Origin of the sequence: Halomonas binhaiensis, from assembly GCF_008329985.2 — a bacterium.
Lineage (GTDB): Bacteria > Pseudomonadota > Gammaproteobacteria > Pseudomonadales > Halomonadaceae > Halomonas > Halomonas binhaiensis.
Window position 1 is genome coordinate 923,839 of the sequence record NZ_CP038437.2, and the last position, 22,531, is coordinate 946,369.

General features: G+C 57.2%; 21 protein-coding genes. 12 read left to right on the plus strand and 9 right to left on the minus strand.

Going from position 1 to position 22,531, the window contains the following annotated elements; translation table 11 throughout:
• Window positions 1-86: 86 nt before the first annotated feature.
• Window positions 87-749 (plus strand): bifunctional 4-hydroxy-2-oxoglutarate aldolase/2-dehydro-3-deoxy-phosphogluconate aldolase, encoded by a 663-nt coding sequence (locus tag E4T21_RS04050; protein WP_149283738.1) that lies wholly within the window; start codon window positions 87-89, stop codon window positions 747-749.
• A 238-nt stretch (window positions 750-987) separates the two neighbouring features.
• Here the strand turns inward: E4T21_RS04050 and E4T21_RS04055 are convergent, their stop codons facing one another.
• On the minus strand, window positions 988-1,725 hold the full coding sequence (locus E4T21_RS04055) for a GntR family transcriptional regulator (RefSeq protein ID WP_149283740.1): 738 nt from the start codon (window positions 1,723-1,725) through the stop codon (window positions 988-990).
• A gap of 169 nt (window positions 1,726-1,894) precedes the next feature.
• Here E4T21_RS04055 and E4T21_RS04060 point away from each other — a divergent pair, with 169 nt between their 5' ends.
• Window positions 1,895-2,242: an amidohydrolase family protein gene (locus tag E4T21_RS04060; protein WP_187775102.1), complete on the plus strand. Its 348-nt coding sequence runs from the start codon at window positions 1,895-1,897 to the stop codon at window positions 2,240-2,242.
• A gap of 111 nt (window positions 2,243-2,353) precedes the next feature.
• Window positions 2,354-3,655, plus strand: coding sequence for an SLC13 family permease (locus E4T21_RS04065; protein WP_149283742.1), 1,302 nt, complete (start codon window positions 2,354-2,356; stop codon window positions 3,653-3,655).
• Between the two features lie 70 nt (window positions 3,656-3,725).
• On the opposite strand, the gene E4T21_RS04070 is transcribed toward E4T21_RS04065, so the two are convergent.
• The 8 genes from E4T21_RS04070 to edd all read right to left on the minus strand — a co-directional run bounded on the left by E4T21_RS04070 (window position 3,726) and on the right by edd (window position 13,033).
• A complete protein-coding gene (locus E4T21_RS04070) occupies window positions 3,726-4,577 on the minus strand; it encodes a LysR family transcriptional regulator (RefSeq protein ID WP_149283744.1) in 852 nt (283 codons plus the stop codon).
• An 18-nt stretch (window positions 4,578-4,595) separates the two neighbouring features.
• Window positions 4,596-5,792 carry a cyanate transporter gene (locus E4T21_RS04075; protein WP_149283746.1) on the minus strand — a complete coding sequence of 399 codons (1,197 nt, stop codon included), beginning with the start codon at window positions 5,790-5,792 and terminating at the stop codon, window positions 4,596-4,598.
• Entirely contained in the window at window positions 5,789-6,994 is a 1,206-nt protein-coding gene (locus tag E4T21_RS04080; protein ID WP_149283748.1) for an amidohydrolase family protein, read from the minus strand. Before E4T21_RS04080 ends, E4T21_RS04075 begins: the two co-directional genes overlap by 4 nt.
• Before the next feature lie 337 nt (window positions 6,995-7,331).
• Entirely contained in the window at window positions 7,332-8,285 is a 954-nt protein-coding gene (locus E4T21_RS04085) for a carbohydrate kinase family protein (RefSeq protein ID WP_149283750.1), read from the minus strand.
• Between the two features lie 30 nt (window positions 8,286-8,315).
• Entirely contained in the window at window positions 8,316-9,200 is an 885-nt protein-coding gene (locus tag E4T21_RS04090) for an aldo/keto reductase (protein WP_149283752.1), read from the minus strand.
• A 2-nt stretch (window positions 9,201-9,202) separates the two neighbouring features.
• Window positions 9,203-10,168, minus strand: a complete 966-nt coding sequence (locus E4T21_RS04095) for an aldose epimerase family protein (RefSeq protein ID WP_149283754.1) — start codon at window positions 10,166-10,168, stop codon at window positions 9,203-9,205.
• The gene (gene glk, locus E4T21_RS04100; protein WP_149283756.1) at window positions 10,165-11,133 is read right to left on the minus strand and encodes a glucokinase; all 969 of its coding nucleotides are present in this window, start codon (window positions 11,131-11,133) and stop codon (window positions 10,165-10,167) included. The genes E4T21_RS04095 and glk overlap by 4 nt, the downstream gene beginning before the upstream one ends.
• 10 nt (window positions 11,134-11,143) lie before the next feature.
• Complete coding sequence (gene edd, locus E4T21_RS04105; protein ID WP_149283758.1) at window positions 11,144-13,033, minus strand: phosphogluconate dehydratase; 1,890 nt, start codon at window positions 13,031-13,033, stop codon at window positions 11,144-11,146.
• A gap of 210 nt (window positions 13,034-13,243) precedes the next feature.
• Between edd and E4T21_RS04110 the strand changes: the two genes are divergently transcribed.
• The 9 genes from E4T21_RS04110 (at window position 13,244) to E4T21_RS04150 (ending at window position 22,363) form a co-directional block, all read left to right on the plus strand.
• Window positions 13,244-14,392, plus strand: a complete 1,149-nt coding sequence (locus tag E4T21_RS04110; RefSeq protein WP_149283760.1) for a GNAT family N-acetyltransferase — start codon at window positions 13,244-13,246, stop codon at window positions 14,390-14,392.
• Window positions 14,393-14,478: 86 nt separating this feature from the next.
• The gene (locus E4T21_RS04115) at window positions 14,479-15,858 is read left to right on the plus strand and encodes a sigma-54 interaction domain-containing protein (RefSeq protein ID WP_240349283.1); all 1,380 of its coding nucleotides are present in this window, start codon (window positions 14,479-14,481) and stop codon (window positions 15,856-15,858) included.
• A gap of 677 nt (window positions 15,859-16,535) precedes the next feature.
• A complete protein-coding gene (locus E4T21_RS04120; RefSeq protein WP_149283762.1) occupies window positions 16,536-16,943 on the plus strand; it encodes a hypothetical protein in 408 nt (135 codons plus the stop codon).
• A gap of 35 nt (window positions 16,944-16,978) precedes the next feature.
• Entirely contained in the window at window positions 16,979-17,575 is a 597-nt protein-coding gene (locus E4T21_RS04125; RefSeq protein WP_149283764.1) for a hypothetical protein, read from the plus strand.
• Window positions 17,576-17,578: 3 nt separating this feature from the next.
• Entirely contained in the window at window positions 17,579-18,241 is a 663-nt protein-coding gene (locus E4T21_RS04130) for a hypothetical protein (protein ID WP_149283766.1), read from the plus strand.
• A 53-nt stretch (window positions 18,242-18,294) separates the two neighbouring features.
• Entirely contained in the window at window positions 18,295-19,488 is a 1,194-nt protein-coding gene (locus E4T21_RS04135; RefSeq protein ID WP_149283768.1) for a hypothetical protein, read from the plus strand.
• An 87-nt stretch (window positions 19,489-19,575) separates the two neighbouring features.
• Window positions 19,576-20,283, plus strand: coding sequence for a C39 family peptidase (locus tag E4T21_RS04140; protein WP_187775104.1), 708 nt, complete (start codon window positions 19,576-19,578; stop codon window positions 20,281-20,283).
• A 36-nt stretch (window positions 20,284-20,319) separates the two neighbouring features.
• On the plus strand, window positions 20,320-21,120 hold the full coding sequence (locus E4T21_RS04145; RefSeq protein WP_149283772.1) for a hypothetical protein: 801 nt from the start codon (window positions 20,320-20,322) through the stop codon (window positions 21,118-21,120).
• Between the two features lie 166 nt (window positions 21,121-21,286).
• Window positions 21,287-22,363, plus strand: a complete 1,077-nt coding sequence (locus tag E4T21_RS04150) for a transporter (protein WP_149283774.1) — start codon at window positions 21,287-21,289, stop codon at window positions 22,361-22,363.
• The last annotated feature ends 168 nt before the right edge of the window (window positions 22,364-22,531 follow it).

The window sequence follows — 22,531 nt, forward strand, 5'->3', positions numbered from 1 at the left end:
TTTACCTGAGCCTAGGGAGTGTCTGAAAGGTTGGAAGGATACGGACAGCTTTCAGACGGACCTGAACGAATTCTGGAGTGATTTTCATGACCATCGAAAAGCAATTGCCCTCTACTCGTACCACTGAGCTCGACAGTATCTGCCTCAAGGCGGAAGTGATTCCGGTGATTACCATCGAGCGTATCGAAGATGCCATCCCCATGGGCCGTGCTCTGGTCGAAGGCGGTCTGACCGTTCTGGAAGTCACTCTGCGCACCGACTGTGCCATTGAAGCCATTGCGCGTCTCAAGAAAGAGATCCCCCAGGCCAGCATCGCTGCTGGAACCGTACTGACACCTGCACAGTATCGTCAGGTCGAGCAGGCGGGTGCTGACTTTGTCGTGACGCCGGGAGCGACCGACGCGCTCTATCGCTACGGTGTGGAAAGCCCGGTGCCGATGCTGCCGGGTGTCGCCACCATTTCTGAACTGATGACCGGTTGGCAGTATGGCTATCGCCGTTTCAAGTTCTTCCCTGCTGAAGCCAGTGGAGGCGTCAAGGCACTCAAGGCATTCGCCGGCCCGATCAGCGAAGCACGCTTCTGCCCCACCGGTGGTATCAGCCTGAACAATGCCGCAGATTACCTGGCTCTGCCCAATGTGATGTGTGTGGGCGGTTCGTGGTTGACCCCGAAGTCTCTGGTCAATGAAGGCGACTGGGATGCCATCCGCGCGTTGGCCAAGGAAGCCGCCGATCGTTTCCACCACTGATCGGTTATCACCACCGAACGCAACGTAAACCGAATCCCCGCGCCATGTGGCTTGACCCATGGCGCCGAGGGCACCGCGCTCTCTGCACCGGAAAAGCGCCATGCGCTGCTCCATGTGCTCTCTCGGCAGCTGGTGCTGTCCTTCATCCGGCCTCTGTGGCCGGATTTTTTTTATGCATGCCCTCGATTCGAGCAAGCTGCCTATCTAGCGTGCCATCGTGATCGTGGCTGCGGGGGCATCAGGAGATGTCGATGCGGTAGTGAAAGGTATCTGCAGATCCCCATGAGCGACGGTACTCCAGGGGAGTACGGTCATACCCAAGGGCAGTACGATCAATGATCACCACTGGACTGCCTTGTTCTATGCCAAGCATCTTCGCGGTCCTGGCATCAGCACGTGACACGCTTAGCGTCTCTGTGGCCGAAGCAATGAGTTGACCACATTGGCTTTCATAGAAGGGGTAAAGCAGATTGTCGAACTCCTCCAGCGGTATATTTTCCAACGCCTGGAAACGCCCATGAGGAAGCCAGATCTCTTCTCGAAAGATGGCGTTGCCATCGATCTTGCGCAGGCGATCCAGTTTCAGCCCTTGCGCTTCCGCATCAAGCTGGAGGGCCTGCCTGACATGTTGAGGTGGCTTGGCCAGGCTTCGTGCCAGGACTTGTCCTTCGGGTGTGATGCGCTCACCCGACGTGCTGGTCTGGCGAAAGAAACGCAGGAATGAGCTTTCGAAGTCCGGGCGCCTGACAAATGTGCCGCGCCCCTGGCTACGTTGCAGCAACCCGTCGCTGACTAGGGTATCTACTGCCTTGCGTATGGTTCCGATGGCCACGCCATATTCTCGGGTCAGCTCGGCCTCTGTCGGGATTGGGCCTCCGGGTTTCCATTCCCCTGATGCAATGCGAGTCTGAAATGCGTCTCTCAAGCGCTGATACAGCGGTAGACGCTCGTCGGTAGGCAACTTGGCCGACATCATGTAGACATCCATATGACCAGATAACGAAATGCCAACAGGCTACCACCTTTAGTCGTAGTCCTCGACTATTGGAGCTCTGTCTTTGGTAGAGTGCGATTCATATATATGAATATATGTCTGTATGAATTGTATTGTTCAGAGGCATTGTGCCTGCAGGAGATCAAATACCATGAGTTCGACACTCCCCATCGTTGTCATCGGTGTGGACACCCATGCACATGTGTTCAGGGCTGATCTGCCTCTGGCTCCTGGGCGCCGTTACAGCCCTGACTATGATGCGTCGGTTGACAGCTTTCTTGGCCATCTGAACCTCCACGGGGTGTCTCATGGCGTCTTGGTTCAGCCGAGTTTCCTGGGGACTGACAACAGCTTCATGGTGGCCGCATTACGCCAGCATCCGTCGCGGCTCAGGGGCATTGCCGTGGTCGATCCTGAGATACACCGTGAGCGCATGAGTCGTCGAGTACACTGGAATCTAGTGATCACTGGCGGCATGGCGAATGCTGCGCTTGCTTGATCTGCTAGCGCATGACTGGATCGATCGATGTATTGATTGAGCAAACCCATCACGCTCTGTTCCGTATCGATACGGCTCGCTGAGAAAAAACAATAAGAGGAGTCTTGCATCATGATGAGTGTCATCGTTGTTGCTGCTATTGCGGTATCGATTGCTCTGGGATATCGCACCAGAATCAATATCGGGCTATTTGCCATTGTCTTTGCTTATCTGATCGGTTGTTTCGGGCTGGGATTGGGACCCACCGATATCATCATGATGTGGCCGCTGAAGATATTCTTCATCATATTCTCGGTGTGTCTGTTCTACGGCTTTGCCATTGTCAACGGCACGCTGGAAAAGCTTGCCGAACATATGATGTATCGGTGTCGGAAATTTCCCCACATGATGCCTTATGCGATTTTTCTGGCATCGCTGTTGATTGCAGCACTTGGGGCAGGCTACTACACCGTACTGGCCTTCATGGCGCCGATAACGCTTCTCCTGTGCGAGAGGACACGTCTCAGCCTGATTGCCGGCGGGATGTCGGTCAACTATGGCGCCCTGGCGGGAGCCAACTTCGTCTCCAGTCAAAGTGGCATCATCTTTCAGGGGTTGATGGTCAACGCGGGTATCCCGCAGAGCACGGCATTCCTTAACAGTCTTGCCATCTTTGCCAGTACCACAGTCATCCCCTTGATAGTGATTACAGGTTTTGTCTTCTTTTCCAGAAACCGCTCGGCCATGGCCGAATCGTTAAGTGATATTGCGGCACCGGCGCCACTTGATCGGGAGCAGAGAGCCACGCTTAAATTGACGGTTATCATGATGCTGACGGTACTTGTGCCGCCAGTCGCTCACCTGATAGCACCAGATAATGGACTCATTGAGTTCATCAATTCGAAGATCAATATTGGCTTGATTGCCAGTGTATTTTCCGTCATTGCATTGTTGATGAAGCTGGGCGACGAAAAGAAAGCCATTGCCGCCTTGCCGTGGGGCACCATCATCATGATCTGTGGTGTCGGCATGTTGATATCCGTGGCCATCAAGGCCGGTACCATCGACCAGTTGGCTTCCTGGATTGGCGCCAGCATACCCGCCATTCTGGTTCCGGTCGTCTTTGGCATTGTGTCGGCGTTGATGTCGCTGTTTGCCAGTACTCTCGGGGTGGTGACGCCGGCACTCTTTCCTGTTGTGCCATCGATTGCCAATGCCTTGTCGATCGATCCCATGGTGATCTTCGTCTGCATCGTGGTAGGTGCTCAGGCAACCGCAATATCACCGTTTTCTTCTGGAGGAAGCCTGATCCTGAGTTCGGCACCCTCCGACAAGGGACACACGCAAGTGTTCAATGGGTTGCTGTTCCGTGCCGCGCCCCTGGGCTTCATTGCAGCAGTGCTGTTCAACCTGGGGCTGACCTTCCTGGCTTGATGATGGCGCACCGCTTTGGTTCGCAGGGCGGTGCATCAGCCAAAGGGAGGAGCATCTGAGGAGCATGGACTTACTGCCTGAGCAGGCCTTTCAGCAACTCGGCCAGCTCCTGGACTCGGGCATCTGCTGTCGGGCGGTGCAGGATCACGACTTCCATGCTGTCGATAGAGGACAGGCCGTAATGCCCATCGAGCACCGCGTGCTGATCGGTGATGGCGCGTGCGGGTAACAGGCTTAGGCCCATGCCTTCGGCTACCGCTGCCTGGATACCGCTCAGGCTGGAACTGGTGAAGCTGATCCTCCAGCGGCGGCCAAGGTGTTCGATGGCACTGATCATGTCATCGCGATACAGGCCTCGCGGGGGGAATGTCACGATCGGGACAGGGTCCAGGGTGATGGACTGCGCATTGTGGCCATCGATCCACAGCAGCTTTTCAGGGCAGCATGCCACGCCGGCACGGCTATGCTTGCGCTGCTTGATGATGATCAGGTCGAGTTCACCCTGATCATAACTGTGGCAGAGGTCACGGCTCAGGCCGCTGGTCACCTCCAGCTTGACCTGGGGGTGCTGGCGGTTGAAAGCAGACAGGAGATGCGTGGTAGGGCCTGCAACGAAATCGTCGGGAAGCCCCAGCCGGACGGTACTTTCTATTTCCCCGGCCAGCACATCGAGCAATTCCTCGTTAAGAGCCAGCATGCGTCGCGCATATCCCAGCACGGTTTCGCCCGCATCCGTGGGCTGTACCTCCCGATGGCTGCGATCGAGCAGGCGCTGCCCGGCGATATCTTCCAGGCGGCGTACCTTCTGGCTGACAGTCGATTGTGTCGAGTGCAGGCGGGCCGCGGCGGCAGTGAAACTGCCGCAGTCGGCTACCATGACAATGGTCTTGAGGAGGTCCAGATCAAACAGCCGGGAAGTCATGTGCTCTTCTTGTGCGACTCAGGATTTCATCGCCAGATGATAGCGGTTCGGATCAAGTCGGAGATAGAGCATCAGGGAAATGAGGGCAAGACACAGGTGCATGACCCATCCCGCCTGATAGGTACCGGTCTCGCTCAGCAGCATGGCGAGAGCCATCGGCCCCAGTGCGGCAATCAGGAAACCGCCACCCTGCATGATGGCCGTCAATGCTCCCGCTTGCTGAGGTGAAGGCAGATGATCAAGAGCGGTGACCAGTGAGATGGCGAAACTCCCGCCCAGGCCAATGCCGCAGATGGCCGACCAGGCAATGGGAGAAACATCAGGTAGCCATGCCAGGCCCAGATAACCCACGATCTGCAGGACGGCGGTGATGCACAGGAAGGGGCGTCGGTCCTTGCCGGAGGAGGCCAGATAGCTGATACCGACTGCGGAAAACGCCTGGCATATCGCCATGATGGAAACCAGATTGGCACTATGTGCCACGCTTAGCCCCTGATGCTGGTAGAACGGTGCCAACCAGGTGACAGCAGACGAATACCCGGCATTGACGAAGCCGAATGTCACGATCAACAGCCATGCCCTGGGCCGGCGTATCAATTTCTGGGTGATAGCGGCATCCGGGCGTTCGTTACGTTGGTCCCCGAGGGTACGGTAGGCAAACAGCATGGCAAGAATGGCCGGTAATGCCAGCCAGGCGAGCGCTTCTCTCCAGTCATGGCCATGGCTGACCAGCAGAGGCGTCACTTGTGCTCCCAGAGCGCCGCCGCCCATGATGGTGGCGGAATAGATGCCCGTGATGATGGCCATTCGCCCCGGGAAGTGTTCCTTGATGACACCTGGAAACGTCGACTGAATGAAAGCCACACCAATACCGCAGAGCAGAGCAGTAAACAGCAGAGTATTTGCGCTGGGCACGATGAGGCGTAGCAGAGAACCCAATGCCAGGATCACAAGCGCTCCCAGTATGCCGCGTCGGGTTCCGACATGGGCTTGAAGGGTGGGAGCAGCAAAGGCACCCAGTCCCATGACGATGGTCGGGATCAGCGTCAACAGGGCTGTACCGGTATACGTCAGGCCTGTATCTGCGCGGATGAGCTCGATGATGGGGCCTGGAGAGGTCAGAAAGGGACGCAGATTGATGGCGACGAAAACGACCAGGATGACCATCGGAAGCTGCAGGTCGTCACGTAGCTCCCGGCAGGCTTGCTGACTCATGAGGGCAATCCCTGTGGGTCTCCAGGTGGCTGCTCTTCTGGCGTCCAGAACTGCCCTTGTCTGACGATTTCCCGGCGTGTCGTGGCTTCTGCCACAGCCGCTGCAACATTGGGAGCATCAATGACCAGGAATGTCGCCGGATGTCCTGGCTGAAGAGCGTAGCCGTTCAGCCCGACCACCTTGGCAGCGGCCTGGGTCACCATCTCGAAAGCGACACCCAGTTCCTCATCGGTATTGAAGCCGGAACGGTAGGCGATCAGCATGGCGCGCTGGAGCATGTCGCCGTTGCCGTATGGCCACCAGGCATCACGGATATTGTCATTGCCAGCAAAAACATTGACCCCGGCTTCACGCAGTTTCAGCACAGGAGGGAAATCTCGGTCTCCTGGGGCATTGGTCATGATCGAGACACCGGCATCGGCGAGCGTTCGAGCAATGCCTTCCAGAGTGTGCGCACTGACGTCGCCAAGGCTGTAGGCATGGCTGACGGCCACTCTGCCGCCAAGGCCCAGGGCTTGAGTGCGTTGCGCGATACGCTGCAATTGATCGATCCCCTGCTGGCCCGGCTCGTGCAGATGAATATCGATCTTCACGGCGTATTTATCGGCAAGGCCGAAGACAATATCGAGCTGCTCTTCGGCCGCAGCGTCGAGTGTTGTGGGGTCGATACCACCGATGACGTCGACGCCATCTTGAAGGGCTGCCTCGAGAATATCCGCCGTGCCAGGGCAGGATATGACCCCTGCCTGAGGAAATGCGACCAGTTCGATATCGACAAGGCCACGCCATTTTTCCCGGGCTTCCATGACCGCATGCAAGTGGTTCAAGCCCGTCGTTGCATCGACATCGACATGGCTGCGCATGGCCAGAGTGCCATAGGATGCGGCCTGTCGAATCAAGGCATGGGCGCGCTCGACGACAGGCCTGGCATCTGCCAGTTCGGCTTTCTCGATGGCCATGCGCTCTCGGAGACTGCCAGCAGGGCGATGGGGCCGCCAGCGGTCGCCGACGAAGCTCTTGTCCAGATGAATATGGCCATCGACAAAAGCAGGGACCACCAGACGCTGCTGGAGATCGATGATCTCTCTTGGCATGTGTTCCGGCAGTTCGCAACGGATATCAGTAATGACCCCATTGCTGACCGAGAGATTGATCCGGTCACCAGTGGCCGAGACGGCATTGATGAAGATACGTTCAGTCACTCTGGACCTCTATGATGAGGGAAGTTCGCAGCAAGCCTGCCGCAGCGTTTCATCAAGAGACGCCGGGGGAGTTCAGTAGGAGCAACTCAACGATAGGGAGGGGGAGAACTATTATCCAATTAAATATATGGATGCAGAATATCTGTAAATCGAATAGTTCTGGCTATCTATCAAGACGGACTGGAAGACGGGAGTGGAAAACGAGAGTGGAAGACAAGAGTGGAAGACAAGAGCTGAAGACAGGGTTGAATATGAGAACTGATCACGAAAACCGAGGATAACAGCCGCAGACAACAGCAAGACTGCTGCCTGCGGCCACGGGAATGACTGAAAAGCTTCAGCTCATCACATCATTGCGGGTCGGCAGGGCGGAATAGGCACCCGGGCGGGTGACCGCGTGGGCACCACAGCGGCAGGCGAGCGTCAGTGCCTGGTTGAGGAAGGCAGTATCGTGTTGCCAACCTTCCTGTTGCCAGTTGTGCTCGGCCAGGGCCGCAAGCAGGCCTCCGATGAAGGCATCGCCGCCGGCAGTGGTATCCACCGCCTGCACCTTGGGTGGTGTCATGTGGGTAACACCGTTGGCGGTATAAGCGGCAATGCTGCCAGGGCCATCGGTGATCACGATCAGGCGGGCACCTGCCGTGAGGCGTTCGGCCAGCCAGTCTTCACGAGGGTGATCGCCACGTAGCGTGTCGAGCTCTTCGCTGGACAGCTTGACCAACTGGGCCAGGTCGATCAGGCGAGTGACCAGGGCGGTATCGACCTTGTGGCCTTGCCACAGGTTATGTCTCAGGTTGGCATCGACACTGACCAGGCTGTTGGCACGCTTGGCCATTTCGGCAATGGTCAGGGTCGTGTCGGCAATATCCGGATCCGTCAGGCTGTTGCTGCACATGTGGACAATGGCAGGTTGGGCAAAGATACCTACTGGTAGATGTTCGACGCGATACAGCAGGTCGGCAGCGGGTGGACGGTAGAAATCGAAGGTGCGTTCACCGTGCTCGTCCCGGGATACGAAGGCCAGGGCTGTGCGGGCTTCGTGGGTACGTACCACGCCACTGATATCAACGCCATGCAGGCTCAATTGCTGTTCCAGGAAGCGACCGAAGTAGTCGTCACCGATCATGCCGAGAAAATGGCTGGACAGGCCTAGACGTGCGCAGGCTACCGCCACATTGGCCGGAGCCCCTCCGGCATAGGGCGTGAAGGTTTCAGGGCCTTCGACAGCATTACCCAGTCGGTTGGACAGCATATCGACGAGGGCTTCACCGAAGGCGATGACGGGCGTCATGGGGCTTTCTCCTAGCAAACCAGGCACTTCTCAGGCGACTTCGTGACCACGGGCTGCTTCCAGCAGAGCGAACCAGCTGGAGCGGTCGATCACGTGATTGGCGTCCTGGGTTAATTGTTGGATTCTTGAGGTCTTGAGGCTACCGATGACGGGCAATGGCTGGCCTGGCAGGGCGCGCAGCCAGGCCAGCGCCAGGCCAGCAGGGCTGACACTGCGCTCTCCGGCCATGTTGGCAAGGGTGGCGCCAAGTGAACCGCTCAGGCATTGCCCCCCACCAAGCGGGGACCAGGCCATAGGTATCTGCCCATCGCCGACCAGTGCATCGAAGAGGCCATCGAACAGAGGGACGGAATGGCTAAGGGACAATTGCAACTGGTGAGCGCCAAGGCGGTGCTGCATGGCGGCCTGAAGGCGACGCCAGGTTTCCGGCAGGAAGTTGGAAATGCCGGCGCTACCGATTTTTCCGGCGCGAATGGCGCTGTCCAGTGCCTGGGCAGTCTCTTCAGCATTCATCAGCGGGTCAGGGCGATGGATCAGAAAGTGATCGATATGCTCGATACCTAGGCGCTGCAAGGCGGCGTCGATGGCTTCATTAACATACGCTGCCGTGCAGTTATAGTGCTTGATGCCTGGCATCGAGCTGTCCCGCTGTGGCGTGATGATGCCGGTCTTGGTGACCACGTGCACTCGGCCTGCCAGTTGAGGGCGATGCTTCAAGGCCTCGCCGAACAGTGTCTCGCAGCGGCGGTCACCATAGATATCCGCGTGGTCGAACCAGTGCAGCCCCTCGTCCAGACGCGCTTCAATCCAGTTCGCCAGGTTCTCCGGCCGAGTGAGCTCCGTATCCTCAGCCAGGTTCATCATGCCAAGGGCGAAAGGGACATCGAAGGAGGGTTGCACTGCTTCTACGCTCATGATCAGTCTGCCAGGGAAATCGTGGTGGCCAGCATGTGCTGGGCGCCAGGCACCAGCCATACAGGGTCGAGGCGAGTATTGGCCGCCTCTACGCACAAGAAGCGGCGGGCGGCTTCCGGCGGGGTATCGGGCGGCGGAGTATCACCGGGGTTCCAGATAACGGCCGAGTCGCTGCTGTGACGGGCGATGCGCAGGCGGCGTTGCCCATCGTCAAGAATCACTTCGGCATTGCTATGGTAGATGCGGTCGATGGCGGACCGCACGCCTAGCTCGCCTTGTTGCTCGCTTTCGTCGAAGTCCTTGAGCTTGTCCAGGTAACGGGCTCCTGCCAATCCTTCCACGCGACAGGCAAAGACTTGATCCACCGCCAGATAAGAGTGCAGGGCAGCGGTCATCTTCACGGGAGTGTCGCCGACATGCTCGGTGATCAGCTCTACGTGCAGGCGCTGGGCATTGGCCTGGATCACGGCCCGGGGATGCAGCTGGCTGTGGAAGCGTTCCGGCAACGACAGGTGCAGCTCGACACCTTCCTCATGCTCGTCTACCGCATCCAGGTGCCAGTCGGCACGGCGCACTGGTCCATGCATTGGCCCGGAGCGATCGGGAGATTCGTCAGCGGTGTTTTCATCAGCGAACCATGGCCAGCACAGGGGAATACCTCCACGAATGGCGCCTGGCAGCTGTTGCGGCGTCGGTGTTACCCACAGCCAGCCCCCCGGGATCAGAGGCTCCTGGGCACCACTGTCGACAGCGTCTCCAACTCGCGCGGATTCGGGTGCGGAAGAAGAAGCGCCTGCGGCCTGCGCGGCTTTGGACGCTGGAAGATAATGCAGCACCTGTGCTCCTTGCAGGGAGACAGCCAACTGGCCCCAGTCTTCATTGGCCAACCATATGTCACGGCCGGCCCATTTGCAGTGGCGCTGGCCGTGGGTGGCATCGATCAGCGCCTTGAGTGATGCAGGTATCATTCGACCTCCTCGTTGTGGAGTGCCTCGGCAGCACCCAGCAAGCCTGTCCAGGGAGCAGTGACCACATGCACGGCAATGGCTTCGTTGTAGGGGCGCATGCGGCCCTTGGCACAAAAGGCATTGAGGAAGCCGCTATGGGGCAGCCAGTCGATCAGCCGTGGCACGATGCCACCACATAGATAGACACCGCCGCGAGCTCCCATGGTCAATGCTGCATCACCGCTTACACCACCGAGGATCTTGAGAAAGCGCAAGATGGTATCACGCCCCAAGGGGTCCCCGGCGTTGGCCAGTTGTGTAACTTCGGCAGGAGACTCCGCCTGCGGTGGGAGCTCCTCGATCTCGGCCAGTACTCGGTATAGATCGAGCAACCCCTGGCCGCACAGCACCCTTTCGACGCTGACCCGGCCATAACGACGGTGGAAGCGCTCGTAGATGGCCAGTTCCTGAGCGTCGGTAGGTGCGAAGCTGACATGTCCCCCTTCTGTGGGAAGAGGAATCCAGGCGCGCCGGGCAGGGAACACTCCGGCCACACCCAGCCCCGTACCAGGACCGATCACCAGGCGGGCCGTGTGCTCCACGTTTTCGCCTTCCTGAACGGTGATCAGATCATCGTCGCTGACATGAGGTACACCCAGAGCCTGGGCCATGAAGTCATTGATCACCTTGAAGGTGGTCAGGCCCAGAGCCTCCCGGACCTCTGTCTTGGTGAAATCCCAGTGATTGTTGGTCATGGTCACCCGCTCGGTATGCACCGGGCAGGCAAAGGCAAGACAGGCTTCCTGAGGTGTATTTTCTCCACTGGCACCGACCCGCAGCAGATAGTCACGGACAGCCTCGACCACACCCGGGTAGTCGGCACAGGGTAGGGTGAGAATGTCATGTGGCGTGGTGGTTCCCGGAGTCACCAGTGCAAAGCGTGCATTGGTGCCTCCGATATCTCCGATCAGAGCTGGGCGTGTCATGGGGCGTCTCTCAGGCGTCCTCGTCGTGAATCTGGCCTTGCTGGCGAGCAAGGTCGTCGGCTTCGAAACCACCGAATACCCCAGCACCTTCTTCGGCGCGCATGGCCAGGTGGCGGAAACCACCGAACAGCTCGCGCCCCAGGCCCACATGATAGTGATCCAGCTCAGCCACCTGGTTGGGACGTTCGGCCCATGCGGCAGCTTCCATGGTCACATTCAGTTCGCCCTTGTCAGCATCCAGGCGTACCACGTCGCCATCCTTCAGCTTGGCAAGCGGGCCGCCGTCGATGGCTTCGGGTGTCATGTGAATAGCCGCCGGCACTTTACCGGAGGCGCCGGACATGCGTCCATCGGTGACCAAGGCAACGTGATAACCCCGATCCTGGAGCACGCCAAGGTAGGGCGTCAGCTTGTGCAACTCGGGCATGCCGTTGGCCTTGGGCCCCTGGAAGCGCACGACGACAATGACATCACGATCCAGGTCGCCGGACTCGAAGGCCGCCTTGAGTTCATTCTGGTCTTCGAAGATCTTGACCGGGGCTTCAACGATGCGATGGGCAGGATCCACCGCAGAAACCTTGATCACTCCACGACCCAGGTTACCGTCAAGGACGTTGAGACCGCCGGTGGCCGCAAAGGGGTTGGAGACCGGGCGCAATACATCGGGATCCAGGCTTTCGCTGGGGCCCTCGCGCCATACCAACTTGCCGTCTTCGAGGAAGGGTTCCTGGGTATAGGCCATCATGTCGGTGCCGAAAACCGTGGGGATGTCGGCATGAATCAGGCCGGCCTGGATCAGTTCCCGGAACAGCAGGCTCATGCCACCGGCAGCCTGGAAATGGTTGATGTCGGCCTGGCCGTTGGGATACACCCTGGTCAGGCTGGGCACTGCACCGGAAAGCTCGGAGAAGTCATCCCAGGTGATGGTGATACCTGCGGCTGCGGCCATGGCCACCAGGTGCATGGTGTGGTTGGTGGAACCACCAGAGGCCAGCAGACCTACCATGGCATTGATGATGGCGCGTTCGTCGATCTGACGATAGAAGGGACGATAGTCGCCGCCAGGGGCCGAGTTGCGTACCGCCTGTTCTGTCGCATAGCGGGTCAGTGCTTCGCGGATTCCCGTACCTGGGTTGACGAAGGAAGAGCCAGGCAGGTGCAGCCCCATGAACTCCATCATCAGCTGGTTGGAGTTGGCCGTGCCATAGAAGGTACAGGTACCGGGGCTGTGATAGGACTCGGATTCCGCTTCCAGCAACTCGTCACGACCTACCTTTCCTTCGGCGAACAGCTGACGGATCCGAGCCTTTTCCTTGTTTGGTAGTCCGCTGGGCATGGGACCTGCAGGAACGAACATGGCCGGCAGGTGGCCGAAGCGTGCGGCGCCGATGAACAGGCCGGGCACGATCTTGTCACAGACACCCAGAAAGAGAGCGGCATCGAACATGTTGTGAGACAGGCCCACTGCGGTGGCCATGGCAATCACATCACGCGAGAACAGCGACAGCTCCATGCCTGGCTGGCCCTGGGTCACACCATCGCACATCGCCGGGACGCCACCGGCGAACTGGGCAGTAGCGCCCATGCCACGGGCAGCATCGCGGATGATGTCCGGATAGACCTCATAGGGTTGATGCGCCGAAAGCATGTCATTGTATGCTGAGATGATGCCCAGGTTGGCGCTGTTCAACATCTTGAGCTGATTCTTGTCCTCGGTTCCACAGGCGGCGAAGCCGTGAGCGAGGTTGCCGCAGGACAGTTCACTACGGTGTACGCCACGACCGTGCTGGGCTTCCATGCGTTCCACATAGAGAGCACGACGTTCTCTTGAGCGTTCGCGAATGCGCTCGGTAACGCGGGCGACGGTGGGATCGAGCGAAGGAGCTTGATTGCTGGCCATGGTCAACCTCGGGCGATGGTATTGGTATGTTTGCGCGTAACTTTACCAAAAAAATATCAAAAATCCTCGGTCTTCTCTCGGTGCTTTGGTCGAATTCGTAGTTTTTTTACAGAGAGAGGGCGGAAAGATGACAATGATGCATGTGGCAACTGTGTTGATGGTGCATGGACTAAAGTCTGGCACTCTATGACCGTATCGCAAAGCTTAAGGATGCCCATGTCCCAATTTGTGGTGACCCGAATATCCCGTATTGCGGAGGTTTCTCCGCAGGCCTGGAACGCCCTGGCAGGAGATGACCACCCCTTCGTGCGCCATGAGTTTCTACATGCCCTGGAAACTAGCGGTGCAGTGGGGCCGGGGACAGGGTGGGAGCCTCAGCATCTGGCACTGTGGCAGGGTGACGTACTCGTCGGCGCCTTGCCCTTTTATCGCAAGCTGCATTCCTGGGGAGAGTATGTCTTCGACTGGGCCTGGGCGGATGCCTGGCAGAGAGCTGGAGGACATTATTACCCCAAGGGAGTGAGTGCCATTCCCTTTACTCCTGCACCGGGACCACGTCTGCTGTTGGCTGAAGGTGTCGATACGGCTGAAGCTGCCACCAGGCTGGCGAAAGAGTGGGAAGACGATGATCGCCTGTCCAGTTGGCATCTTCTGTTCGCTGATGAAGAGGAGGTGACCCAGTGGCGGCAAGCCTGTCCTGGGCTGATTCCTCGGCGAGGCGTGCAGTTCCAGTGGCGGGACCAGGGCTATGCGGACTTTGATGACTTCCTGGCGGCCATGACATCGCGCCGTCGCAAGGAGATCCGGCGTGAGAGACGTCGGGTTCGTGATCAGGGCCTTGTGCTACGACGCCTGTGTGGTGACGAGATCCGTCCGGATGATATACGCCATTTCTTCTCCTGTTATCGTCTCACTTACCTTGAGCGAGGCCAGCAAGGCTATCTCAACGAAGACTTCTTCCAGCTTCTGCGGACGGCCATGCCCGAAGCCCTGGTATTGATTCAAGCGCTTCATCAAGGCAAGCCCGTGGCGGCGGCACTATGTCTGCAAGGTGCCCATAGCCTCTATGGACGCTACTGGGGCAGCGAAGTCATGGCGGATTGCCTGCATTTCGAGACGTGTTATTACCAGGGCATCGAGCATTGCCTGGCCAACGGGCTGACGCTGTTTGATCCAGGCACCCAGGGGGAGCATAAGGTGGCTCGTGGTTTTGCTCCACGCACGCTGACGTCTCTGCATTATATTGCCAATCCGCAATTTGCCGATGCTGTCGCACGCTTCTGCCGAGAAGAAGCCGGTCATGTCGCGGCATATTCGCAAAGCGCCATGGATGGCCTGCCGTTTAAGAGTAGTCCGTAAGAAAATACTATGATCAATAACAATGCATCCGGTTGAACCGGAGTTTGTTCAAGGCATCGGAACGCGGGGATAGCACGATGCAAACCATGCAGCGCTGTTGTTGGTGGATAGGGAATCCTGAAGGAAAGGCACAGGATCTATATAGCGGACTCGAAGCCAGTGGCTGGAAACTGTTGCCATTGCAAGGAGCACTGTCCGAGCATCGAATGCGCGATGATGAACCTTGCCAAGTGGGTGTCATGGTGCTCGATGATCTAACGGCTCAGGATCTGCGTCAGCTCGAACCCTTGATCCTGAAAAGCGCCAGTCCATGGATTGCCGTCGGTGACGCAAGCAACATGGAAGATCCGGAGCAGCGCCGCATCATTGCTCATCTCAGCCATGCGATGGTGCCGGCCGACACCGATATACTACGCCTGACGATTCTGCTGGAGCATGCTGCAGAGTTGTCGCGACTGCAACATATCGAGCGTGAACAACATGGCTTGTTGGTGCTTGATGACGAGGATGCCCAGGAATACGAGTTCGTCGGTACCACCCCGGTGATGTGGCAATTGTTCAAGACCATCCGCAAGGTGGCGGCAGTCGACGCACCAGTGTTCATCAGTGGGGAATCAGGAACGGGCAAGGAACTGACGGCGCAGGCTATCCATGAGCGCTCAGCACGTGCTGAACATCCCTTTCACGCCATCAACTGTGGCGCATTGCCGGAGCACCTGATTCAGTCCGAGCTGTTTGGCCATGAGAAGGGGGCGTTTACGGGGGCTCAGCAGCGCAAGATCGGGCGTATCGAGGCTGCCAATGGTGGCACACTGTTTCTTGATGAAATTGGTGACTTGCCGCTGGAGCTGCAAGTCAATCTGTTGCGCTTTCTCGAAACCCGTTTCATTCAGCGTGTCGGGGGGCTGCAAGATGTCTCGGTGGATGTCAGGATCCTTGCCGCGACGCATGTCAATCTGGAGCTGGCCGTCGAGAAGGGGCGCTTTCGCGAAGACTTGTATCACCGGCTCAATGTGTTGCAGGTCAATGTCCCTGCTCTGCGCGACCATTCTGAAGACATCGAGATACTGGCGCGCTTTTTCTTCGAACGCTTCTCCAGCGAAAAGGCTTCGGGACTCAAGGGGTTTTCTCGTGAAGCGTTGACAGTAATGCAGCGCTACCACTGGCCAGGTAATGTGCGTGAGCTGATCAACCGTGTGCGCCGGGCCATGGTGATGTGCGAGAGCCGCTTGATTCGGCCGGAGGACCTGGGACTCGAGCGACGTGGTTTCAACCGTCATCACATGACGCTGGAGGAGGTACGCGAGAAGGCTGAGCGTGATGCCCTGCTGGCGGCTCTGGGGCGCAATCATTACCGGGTCAATGCAGCAGCCAAGGAACTGGATGTATCCCGCGTGACGATTTATCGACTGCTCGATAAACATGACATTTCACGCACCCCTCCTGAAGAAGTGCGCTTCTCCTGAAGCGAGTTTCGATATCTGGCCATGCTCCTCGGCTGCTGTTCACGCTGAGTGTTGCATGGCTGAAACATTCCCCCTCAAATACTGATCAAAAGCTTTCGCGTCGACACAATTCACTGAAATAAAAGCGATTATTTCCTTCCTTGATATCCAGTATCCATCGTTTTCAGCACTGTTTGCCGTATTCATCCTAAGAGTGGAGAGATAACGGCCGAGGTTGTAACACTGCCCTCACGAATGTTGCATCACGGCGGAATTTTTTTCTGCTTGAGCCAAGCACCCCTTATATGTCCTGCCTTTCCATCCTTGTATGGCGGTATTCGTCACACGGTGTTGTAGCGAATGGCGTCCTGTATGGCCTTCCTCTGTACCATCCTTGTTACTGTTTTATATCTAATTGATTTAAAAGAATATTTTGTCGATTCATTGAATCGATCGAGTTTCTTTTGCCTGTGTTGTTTCACGAAGTTAACAGTATTTGTCGCCCCATAAAATTTAATTCCAATAAAAACAATTAGTTATGTAGTTGGCACGGAGATTGCTCTAGGTATGGTGTCATCCCGGAGGTCAGCCATAAAGAACGAGGCATAAAGACTTTTCGCTTCGAGGGCTGCGGGGACTTGGCAGGGTGCAGAAGGGAAGGCCGCATAACAGACCATCAGCGTGGCGGAGATACCGACATGAAGCCGTCAACCAAGCAAGCACGGGTATATGCAGAGAGAACAGCTCCATGCATGCCACTGATATGTGCAGCGGCGATATGTGCAGTGGTATTGGCCGTCAGCAGTACAGCAGCCAATGCCGAAAGCCTGTCTTCTGCCCCGGAAGCGATGAGTGTCGAGGAGGCCAGCATGAGTGTTGGCCCCGCCGTCGGGCTGGAGTCGCCAAGGCTACTGGGAGATCAGGATCTGGGAGACATTCGTGGCCGGTTCGTTGAAGTGCCCAGTATCGATGTCAATGGCGTGATTCTGTGGGACGAACGACCAGGACGCGGCGTTGGCGGAAGTGGTAGCGGCGGCAGAGATCATCGTGTGTCCAACGGCCTCAACAATACACAGAGCGTCAATGTCTTTTCGCAGTGGGATTAGGTGAACGGACTAGCTGAACGGGATAGGTAAACGTCATGCACAACATGATGGTTAGCCAGACCAAGAAGAGGATTCCGGAGCATTGGGGTCATGGGAGCATCCGGAACGGCTGGCAGCAACGGCTGGCAGCAGTGGGGATCGTAGCCGTGGGCTGTTTGACCGTTGGGGACGGTCAGTCCATGGCAGCGGACCTTCGCCCAGGTGTGCAGCCTGGAGAGATTGTCGTGATGAGGGAGGTTGAGCCTGCCTATGCAGGATGGGTCGATCGTGACAACGGGCCGATTCGAGCCCGAGCCGATCTGATGAGTGGTAGCCGTATGGCCAATGCCGCGACTCACAGAGTCCACGGGCAGATGCAAGGGGTCACGGCAATCATGCTCAGTGACTCGGAGGCCGCCAGCATTTCCAGTGGCATTGGCGGCGCCACCCAGCGTTTGCATCAGGCGCTCGGGACCAACCCTTCTGCATCACACAGGGGGAGTACTGGGGGGCTGTCCGGTTCCATCAGCTCTGGTCTAGGTGGGCATGCTGGTGGTGCTGGCGGTGGTATCGGAGGAGTGCGTGGTGTGACGTCTGGCATTGCCGGTTCAGTAACCGGGGCGCTTGCACCTCTGACAGCAGGGAGACCATGAGCCATGAATAACAACAGGGACAATAACAAGAGCGGGAACATCCAGGTTGGCGTGAAGCCTTGCTGGAGCTGGATGGAGGCGCTGCTCTTTGTCTCCGTGCTGGGAGCCGTGATGGCCAGCCCGGATACGCAGGGTCAGGAGCTTGGTGCCTTGAGCCATAGCACCGTCATTGGGGGGAACGCGTTGAGCCATGTCACCGGTGTGTCTGCCAGCAATATGGCAGCAGGTGACAGCAATCTGCAATCGAATAGCGGAGCGCTCGCCATTGGCGCGAGTGCTGGTACCCGCCACCACCTGGTGCAGCAGGTACATATCGATGAACGTCTCGCTGCCAGGCGAACGGACACCGTCATCAGAGAAAACGCATATCAGAATGCTTCTGGATGGCTGTCCATCAATCAGGCGGCGGGGGTCGGCAATGTTCAGAGCAATGCCTTTGGCATGGCTCAAGGCAACAGAGTCAGCAGCCTCAGTGACGCAAGTCTACAGCAGGTTCTGGCTACCAGGCAGGGGCTGGGGGTTGAGAGTGATGGCAGTGGTTCGCAACGAACACTGGAAATAGAGGGAACCGCGTTCGGGCGTGCCTCGGGTGTCATCCAGGTCAATCAGTCAGCCGGCACGGGAAACGCCACTCGCAATAGCTTCAGCTTTCAGCTGAATCCGTGAGTGACGTCATATAACGAAGTATCAGGCAGTACGGTTCATTCAGGAGTAATGTCATGAAGATTTTCCAAAAAGCACCGCTTGCACTGGCCATTTCCGCGCTGTTGATGGCACCCGCCGCGATGGCATGGGAGCGTGGCGGTAATGACTTCGACACCGATTCCGATATCGATTCAGAGTTTACCAACGACATCGATGTGGATATCGACTATGACGCCAGTACCCACAAACGGATTGGAGTGTTCGGTGGTTCGTTCTTCTACGACCCCAACTATTCCGGCGCTACCGTGGACAGCAAGCAGTTGCTCGACAACAACCATGCTTATCAGACCGGCGTCAATAACAACGCCACTCTAGGTGGCAACGCCTTGAGCAATGCTGCCGGCAATATCGGCGCCAACGTGGCTGCCGGTGATAACAACCAGCAAGCCAATGATGCCGCTCTGTCATCTTCTGATGCAGCCACCGTGTTCGGTCAGGCCTCATCCTTCTCTGCACAATCCTCGTCCAACAACATGACGATGGTAAAAGGCAGCCCGAACAATGCTCTCGTGGGTGGTAATGCATTGAGAGGCGCCAGCGGCAATATCGGTGTCAACGTCGCTGCAGGTATCGGCAACGCCCAGCATAACAGCCTGGCGGCTGCAGTAAATACTGCCAGTGGCAGTGCAGATGCCACCACAGGCGGCGTCCAGGCAACCTACGACAATGCCACCATGAGTATGGGTAGCAAGGTCAGGTTGACCAGTGGCTCTCACTATCGTGAGCGGATCTCCCTGTCCGGTGGTTATGCCGGGGTCGGTGGCGGCGTGATGGGTGGCAGCTACCAGGGCACCTCTGATCAGATTGGTAACGTCTATCCAGATACTTGGAGTGGACCGAGCCATACCGGAGGCAACAGCACTGGCCATATCGACCTCGATAGCAATGTCCAGGGTGCCCAGGATCTGAATGGTGATGGTGGTGCACTGGCCTTCAATGAGGAAGGTAACTTCCGTGGCCGTCTGGGCTTCGTCGAAGCTGGTGTGATTGGCCTGAGCGGTACTGCTGCTGGCCATTCCTTCCAGTGGAGAGATGTCTATCGTACCCAGAACAACAATGCCACCTTGGGCGGCAATGCTCTGGCAGGAGCCGTGGGTAACATCGGCGTCAACGTAGCAGCCGGCGTCGGCAACCTGCAGCGCAACTCCCTGTCCATCGCATCCAGCATGGCGGGTGCCGCTGGTGGTGGTGGCGGCGGCGAACAATAAGCATAACGCCAACTTCCCGGCCTACTTCGGTAGGCCGGGATCTTCTTAGGCAATGTTCAGCCACCATCACAATAAATGGGGTATGCCATGAAGACCCTAGCACGCTGGCCTTGTGCTTTAGCTCTGGCCGTAGGTAGTGCGCTCGTTTCGCAGGTGCCTCAAGCTGCCGTCGTGCAGCTTTCTGGGGTCGTACCGGGAACCATCGTGCACAAGAGCGTCATGTCCATCCGCGAGCGCCGCTTCGAGAACCTTGTCGAGCAGCATACCGATTTCTCCTGTGGTGCAGCATCACTCGCCACCATCCTCAAGTATGCCTACCAGCACCCGGAGATCACTGAAAACACGGTGCTGGCCGGAATGCTTGCCGTGTCTGACATGGAAGTCGTGAGGGAGAGAGGGTTTTCGCTACTGGACCTGAAGAATTACGTGGAATCCATCGGCCTGCGTGGGCGTGGCTATGAAGTCACATCGGAGACACTGGATGAGGTCTCGATCCCGGTCATCGTGCTGCTGGACCTGAATGGCTATAACCATTTCGTGGTCATGAAGAAAGCCAGTGGTGATCGAATCTATGTCGGTGATCCGGCGTTGGGTAACCGGGTGATGTCTCGAGACGATTTCATGGCGGCGTGGAACAACATCATTTTTGCGGTGGTGGGAGAGGGTTATGACCGTTACTCGGTGCTGCTGGATCCACGTCAGCCATTGACGGCACAGCGTCTGCGGGATGTCTTTTCTCCTGCTTCGCGCGAGCAGCTGATCGACTTCGGTTTCCGTCATGCGGATCTGTTTTAGGTTGACAGGCAAATGTCGACCTGGAGGCACAGAACAATGTGGGGACAAGCAATCGGAGGGATTCGCCGTCGTGTCATGCTGGCAATGGTGGTGGCATTAGCCGCTCCCGTGAGCCTGGCCGCGACGACAGATTTTACGAGATTTGAGGGCGATTCCGACGCTCGCCAGCTGAGTGATTCTGAGTTGGGAAATCTACGTGGCCGTTATGTTGATCAGGGAACCCTGATGTATTTCGGAGTGCAGATGGTAAGCCATTGGCGAACCGCGAGTGGCGATAACTTCAGCGCTGGCGCGCGCATGGCGGGTGACCTGACTCGCCGTCTGCCGACAGTAAGCTTCGAGCCAACTCTCACCGTCATCAAAGGAGCGAATGAACCCGTGCTGGCGAATAGCTATAACGGTAATGGTGCCACGGTGGTCGATCATGGCACTCGCAACGGTTCAGGTGTGGTGCAGTCCATTCAGGCCGGCGGGGATTTCAACACCGCATCCAATGATCTGGTACTGGATGTGATGAGTGCCGACAAGTTCCGTGGCCGCGGAAACCCGCGTAGCTCTGGAGGCAGTATCCAGCAGGCGCTGGGTGGCACTCGCATTACAGCCAGTGCGAAAGGCAACGACATGCAGGTATCCATCGACCTTCCAGGAATGGGCCATGTGACACAGTCCATCACCCCGGGACGAGGGCTGCGTCAGGCCATTCAATTATCCAGTAACTTCCAGACCGTGCGCAACATGACGCGACTGCAGCTGTACATGGGCAATGGCGCTTCGCTTTCCCGTGGATCAGTACCAGGCATGTTGAGAAGCGTACATTCAGCGGCGGCGCTGCGTTGATAGCAAGGAGTGATTTCCCCAAGCCTTGTCAGGCAAGTTGCAGGATTTCCGCTACGTTTAGTTTGAAAGCAGTAGAGATGTCAGCAAGAAGCATGCTGTGAGCAAGGGGTTGGAGGAGTGCAACTGTAGAAAAGAAGGATTTCTGGGGAAAATCAAGGGGAAAACAATGAATTTCCAGCGTCGCTACGCTCATTTTTCAGCTATCGGTACGGCCGTGCTTGGTCTATGTGCGGCCACAGGAAACGCCAATGCTCAAACCATAGGAACAACGCAGCAAGAAGCCCGGGAGTCTCAGTCCAGTCCCAGTGTTCGGGATATTTTCCGCGAAGAGCATACCCTGTTCACTGACCGTATCACCATAGAGCCTAGTATTTCCTATAGTTATTCGGATCGTGACAGTCTGGCCTTGCGTGGTTTCCTGGCCCTGGATGCCATCTTTCTCGGTGAATTGAATCTCGATAATGTCGAGTCCCACATCACCACCGTCGAGGTCAATACTCGTTATGGCATCACTGATCGGCTGGAAGCGAGTCTGAATATTCCTTTCGTCTATCGCACCACTGAACTGGAGTCGATAGGCGGCGACCTGTCCACCGAGCAGAACACCCAGGCCAATGTCAGCGAATCCGGGCTGGGCGACGTGACGGCCACACTGGCCTATCGTTTGCTGCCGGAAACGGTGGAACGGCCCGACGTGGTCGTCAGCCTGGGCGTAAGAGCACCAACGGGCAAGGACCCTTACGGTATTGATATCAAACCGGATCCCAACAACACCAATCTCAACGTCCCTGAAGAGCTGCCTACCGGCAATGGCGTATGGGGCGTGACGGCAGGGGTGTCGGTATTGAAGACGTTGGATCCGGCCATCGTTTTCGCCAATCTCGGTTATACCTATAACATTGAAAAAGATTTTGACGATATTTCCGGGGGCAGCGGCAATCAAAAGGCCGAAGTGGATCTGGGCGATAGCATTACTGCCGGTTTTGGTACCGCCTTTGCGTTGAATGAGCGCTTGAGTCTGGCGCTTTCCTATAATCATGAATATGTCCGGGATACTTACATTACTCCGGATAGTGGAAGTCGTACCAAGGTGGTGGGTAGTGATGCCAATATCGGTGTGTTCAACATTGGTGGTTCCTATGCCATGTCCGACACCACCTCCATTGTCACGAACCTGGGAATTGGCCTGACGGAAGACGCTTCGGATATCAAGTTGACGTTCAGGATGCCCTTCCAACTTTAAGGCCTCGGCCTTATAAGAGCTGAGTCCTCAGGATCTACATGAAAAGTGCTTGTACGACTGGTCGTGCACGATCCATTGCTGCTTTCAATGCCGATTTCGGGGCGATTGTGAGGTAATCACAGTCGCCCCGCTTGTACCTCAATGGCATACTACGTGCCATACGCGAAT